Raw genomic sequence first — 4966 nt, 5'->3', positions numbered from 1 at the left:
CATAGTCCTTCGGATTGTGTTTAAAATGAGCACACTCGTCGTTGTAATCCTCATCAATAGTCCCACTATTGATTTCGGCTTACGCCTAGATTGTGCTCATTTTAAACGACAACTCAAAATATAAACAAAGATCAACAGACCCTATTCGGGTGTTAACTTAAACGGGACAAGGCAATGCAACAAATCAGTTTAAATAAAATTTATTCAGGCAAAGTGCGTGATCTTTATGCAATTGATAACGATAGAATGTTGATGGTGGCGACCGATCGCCTGTCAGCGTTCGATGTCATTTTGGACGATCCTATTCCCGGCAAAGGGGAAATTCTGACACAAATTTCTAACTTTTGGTTTAAACAGTTGGAAAATATTATGCCGAATCATTTTACCGGAGAAACGGTTTATGATGTGTTACCAAAAGCGGAAGCTGACTTAATTAAAGACCGTGCAGTGGTTTGCAAACGGCTGACCCCAATCAAAATTGAGTCGATTGTGCGTGGCTATTTAACCGGTAGCGGCTTAAAAGATTACCGTCAAACCGGCACAATTTGTGGTTTGGTATTACCGCCGGGCTTGCAGGAAGCCAGCAAGTTACCAGAACCGATTTTCACCCCATCAAGCAAAGCTGAGGTGGGCGATCACGATATCAATATCAGTTATCAAGCGTGCGAACAACTCATCGGTGTGGATTTGGCGGCAGAAGTAAAACAAAAAGCGATTGCGCTATATCAACAAGCGGCAGAATATGCGCTGAGTAAAGGCATTATTATCTGTGATACCAAATTTGAATTTGGCTTGGATAAAGAGGGTGTTTTGACTTTGATGGACGAAGTGCTGACGCCGGATTCCAGTCGCTTTTGGGCGGTAGAAAACTATCAAGAAGGCACTAATCCGCCGTCATTTGATAAACAATTTATTCGTGATTGGCTGGAGCAAAGTGGGTGGAATAAACAAGCACCGGCGCCGAAAGTACCGGCCGAGATTATTCAAAAAACGGTGGATAAATATCAAGAAGCGTTGACGTTATTAACGCGGTGAGCCTAATTAGCTGTGCGGAATACCTGCCTGCTCAAATATCGTTGTCAACAATCTCTAATCCCTTATTTAAGGGATTTATTTTATCTTGATATCGCTTCTATTGTTGAGGAAAAACTTAATCAAATATCATGAAAAACGTTAAAACCTACCTACAGAATTATATTGATTGGATTATTCGGATTGGCAAGATTCGGTTTTCTTTGCTGGGATTATTGATTTTAGGGATATATGCCCTGATTATTCAGGCCGGCAGCACCCTGTTGTTTACCGGTGATTTAAAGTGGGGCGACATCTGGCGTTCGGTTATCTTTGGCTTATGCTCGGCGCCGTTTGTGATTTATTTTTTTTCTGTAGTGATCGAAAAACTGGAATTAGCGCGGCAAGGATCGGAAAAAACCTTAGCGCAGTTGAAGACCCTGCGCATGCAAGATTACCAACTTAATCAAGAAATGAATAAAAAAAACCTGTTGCTGAGCCGTGAAATTGATGAAAGGGCAAAGGCGGAGCAGGAGCTGACTTCGGCGTTGTTACATCTTGAACAAGAAGTAAGAGAACGGCGGCGGATTCAACTGGAATTGGAACAAAGTGCGCATTTGTTACGTTCATTTTTTGATGCGTCACCGGATCTAGTGTTCTATCGTGGCGAAGATCACCGTTTTCTTGGTGCCAATAAAGCGATGGAAAAATTGACCGGTAAAAAATCAGAAGAACTGAAATTATTGACCCCTTTTGATGTATATAGCGAACGTTCGGCTAAAAAAGCAATTGAATCCGATATACAGGTGAGCAAAGAAAAAAAAGGGCTCAGTTATGAACAATGGTTATATTATCCGGATGGGCGAGCCGCCTGTTTTGAAATTTTGAAAGTTCCGTATTACGATAAAGTCAGTAAGCAAAATATTATCATCGGTTTTGGGCGCGATATTACTGAGCGCACGAGCTATCAAGAGATGATCGAGAAAAGCAGTCGCGATAAAACCAATATGATGACAACCATCAGCCATGAACTGAAAACCCCACTTAATGGTATCATCGGCTTGAGCCGGATTCTCTTGGATGGCAATTTGGATGAACAACAACGCAATTACCTGCAAACGATTAAAGTCAGTGCGGTATCACTCGGGCATATTTTTAATGATTTGGTTGATTTAGAAAAAATTGAAACCCATCGTATAGAACTGTTTAATAAAGCTTGTGATTTTAATAATTTATTGAATGATATTAACAATATTGCCTCGGTGATGGCAGCACAGAAAAATCTTAAATTTGAGATGTTGCTCAAAAATAGGTTACCGGACTGGATTCAGGTTGACCCGATTCGATTGAATCAAGTGCTGTGGAATTTGATTAGTAATGCGGTCAAATTTACCCCGAAAGGTTGGGTCAGATTGACGGTGGCAAAGTCCGGACAGGATCGGCTGGTGTTTCAAATCAGTGACAGCGGCATTGGCATTCCGCAAGCCGAATTGAATAATATTTTCACGATGTATTATCAGGTGAAATCGAAGGACAATATGCGGGCGCTGGGTAGTGGCATTGGTTTGTCGGTATCTAAAAAAATTGCCTCGTTGATGCACGGTAATTTATCGGTCGAAAGTGAGGAGAATATCGGTACAACATTTACGCTCGATATTGCCGCACCGGAAATTGAAAAAGCAGTGGATATCAGCATGGCGCCGAGCATCGGTGCGTTGAATATTTTATTAGTAGAAGATATCGAAGTGAATATCATCGTTGCCAAATCGATTCTGGAAAAATTGGGCTATCATGTTGATATTGCGATGACTGGAGCCGAAGCACTGAAAAAATTCTATCAAAATCAATATGATTTATTATTACTAGACATCCAATTGCCGGATATGTCCGGTTTTGATATTGCGATGACACTGCGTCAGCAGTACGAAAATGATGAAATTGATTATTTACCGCCGCTGGTGGCGCTGACGGCGAATGTGCTGAATAACAAGCGTCACTATTTGCAGCAAGGAATGGACGATGTATTATCAAAACCGCTATCGCTGGAAGCGCTAAATTTAACACTAAAACAGCTGTTTGGCGAGGAGCAACCGCTGGAGTTAGCCGGTATTGAGGAGGATATTGAAGAGGTGTTGCCAGCCGAGGTTAAAACGCAACAGCAAAGTGCGGTGATGGCGTTTGACTATCCGATGTTAGATGAGTTGATCGAGCTGATGGGAAAAGAGAATGTGATGAAAAGTGCGCTATTGTTTGAGCAATTGATGCCCGGTTATATTGAAGAACTGACTCAGCACTACCAAGCTTATCAGCAAGACCGCACTTTGAAAACTGCGGTTGCGGAAGATGCACATAAAATCAAAGGTGCGGCCGCTTCATTGGGCTTAAACCGTATTCGTGATATTGCCGAGCTGGCGCAACATCAGGATTCGCCCCAATGGGAAGAACAGATTGCCGTTTGGATTGAGGTGATACAAGAAGAGTGGCGTAGTAGTATGACAGCGTTGAAAAAATGGATTGCAAACCGTTGATTGCCATTGCACAAAAGATACTTGAATAATGAAAAAATAAAAGAGATAGCGCAAAGTGCGGTCTATCTCTTTATTTTTATCTCAACTGTTCAGATTAACCCAAGAAGATACCGGCGAAAATAAAGCCGAAGATCAAACTGAAAATCAAACTGAGTAAGCCCGGAATCATAAAACTATGGTTAAAAATGTATTTACCGATTCGAGTAGTACCCGTGGTATCGAAGTCGATTGAGGCAATAATCGGGCCGTAGTTAGGAATAAAGAAATAACCGTTTACCGCAACGAATGTGGCGATAATCACTGGGGCAGGCAAGCCTAATGAGATTCCTAGCGGTACTAATACTGCAGTTGTCGCACCTTGGCTGTTGACCAACACCGACAACGCAAACAGTGCAAAAGCAAAGGTCCACGGGGCAAATTCCACCAAACCGGAAACCATCTCTTTCACTTCGGTCATGTGAGCGCCCATCAAGGTGTCGCCTAACCAAGCAATCCCGAAAATCGCAACGATTGCCCGCATACCGGCATGGAACACCGAGCCTTGCGTGATTTGGTTGCCGTCTGGTTTACAGATCAAAATAATCAAAGCCGCAATGGTCAGCATGATAATTTCGATGGTGTGCGCCATACCCATTGCTTTACCATCAAAGTGCGGTCGCAAATCCGGGAATGCGCCCATAACCACCACTAACAAGGCACCAAACAGGAACAAGCCGACTGAACGAACCGCATTTTTGCTGATTGGCATATGCTCAACATCTAAGCTGGTTGCATTTTTTTCAGCATATTCAGGATCTTGTAGTAAGCGTTGATAGTGCGGATCATCTTTCAGTTCTTTGCCCATTTTGTTGACAAACAGACATGCCAGCCCAATCCCTAAAATAGTCGATGGAACGGTGACACTTAAGACATTAGTCAGTGTTATCCCCTGTGGCTCAAGATAGGCGACACAAGCAACTACCGCTGCCGCAATCGGGCTGGCAACAATAGCAAATTGTGAGGCGATAACCGCCATTGAAAGTGGACGTGAAGGGCGTACACCGTTGTAACGGCTGACTTCCGCAATCACTGGCAGCACCGAATAGGCAACATGACCGGTTCCTGCTAATACAGTAAAGGTGTAAGTCACTGCCGGGGCAATAAAAGTGATGTATTTTGGATTTTTACGCAAGATACGAGTTGCAATTTGAATCATATAGTTCAAACCGCCGGCAGCCTGCATGGCGGCAGCGGCAGACACCACCGCCATAATCATCAACATCACGTCGATTGGCGGACTGGTTGGCTGTAAATTGAATCCAAATGCTAAAATGGCAAGTCCTAAACCCCCCATAACTCCCAAGCCGATGCCGCCAAGTCGGGCACCAATCAAAATACATAGTAAAACTATAGCAAATTGAAATAGAAACATAACTGCTCCATTACTT

Annotated in this window: 3 protein-coding genes; 2 read left to right on the top strand and 1 reads right to left on the bottom strand. The window is 43.1% G+C overall.

The window, feature by feature from the left end; translation table 11 throughout:
• The first annotated feature begins 174 nt into the window (after positions 1-174).
• Together FHQ30_RS04395 and arcB are read left to right on the top strand one after the other, a co-directional pair.
• The gene (locus tag FHQ30_RS04395) at positions 175-1035 is read left to right on the top strand and encodes a phosphoribosylaminoimidazolesuccinocarboxamide synthase (RefSeq protein ID WP_139610317.1); all 861 of its coding nucleotides are present in this window, start codon (positions 175-177) and stop codon (positions 1033-1035) included.
• A 128-nt stretch (positions 1036-1163) separates the two neighbouring features.
• Positions 1164-3539: an aerobic respiration two-component sensor histidine kinase ArcB gene (arcB, locus tag FHQ30_RS04390; protein ID WP_139610318.1), complete on the top strand. Its 2376-nt coding sequence runs from the start codon at positions 1164-1166 to the stop codon at positions 3537-3539.
• A gap of 94 nt (positions 3540-3633) precedes the next feature.
• On the opposite strand, the gene FHQ30_RS04385 is transcribed toward arcB, so the two are convergent.
• Positions 3634-4950 (bottom strand): anaerobic C4-dicarboxylate transporter, encoded by a 1317-nt coding sequence (locus FHQ30_RS04385; protein ID WP_132967674.1) that lies wholly within the window; start codon positions 4948-4950, stop codon positions 3634-3636.
• Positions 4951-4966 lie beyond the last annotated feature (16 nt).

The sequence above is a fragment of the Testudinibacter sp. 'clade 2' genome, from assembly GCF_006227735.1.
In the GTDB taxonomy this organism is placed as follows: domain Bacteria; phylum Pseudomonadota; class Gammaproteobacteria; order Enterobacterales; family Pasteurellaceae; genus Chelonobacter.
The sequence above is the reverse complement of the archived record's forward strand: the minus strand, read 5'-3'. Positions and strand labels throughout refer to the sequence as shown.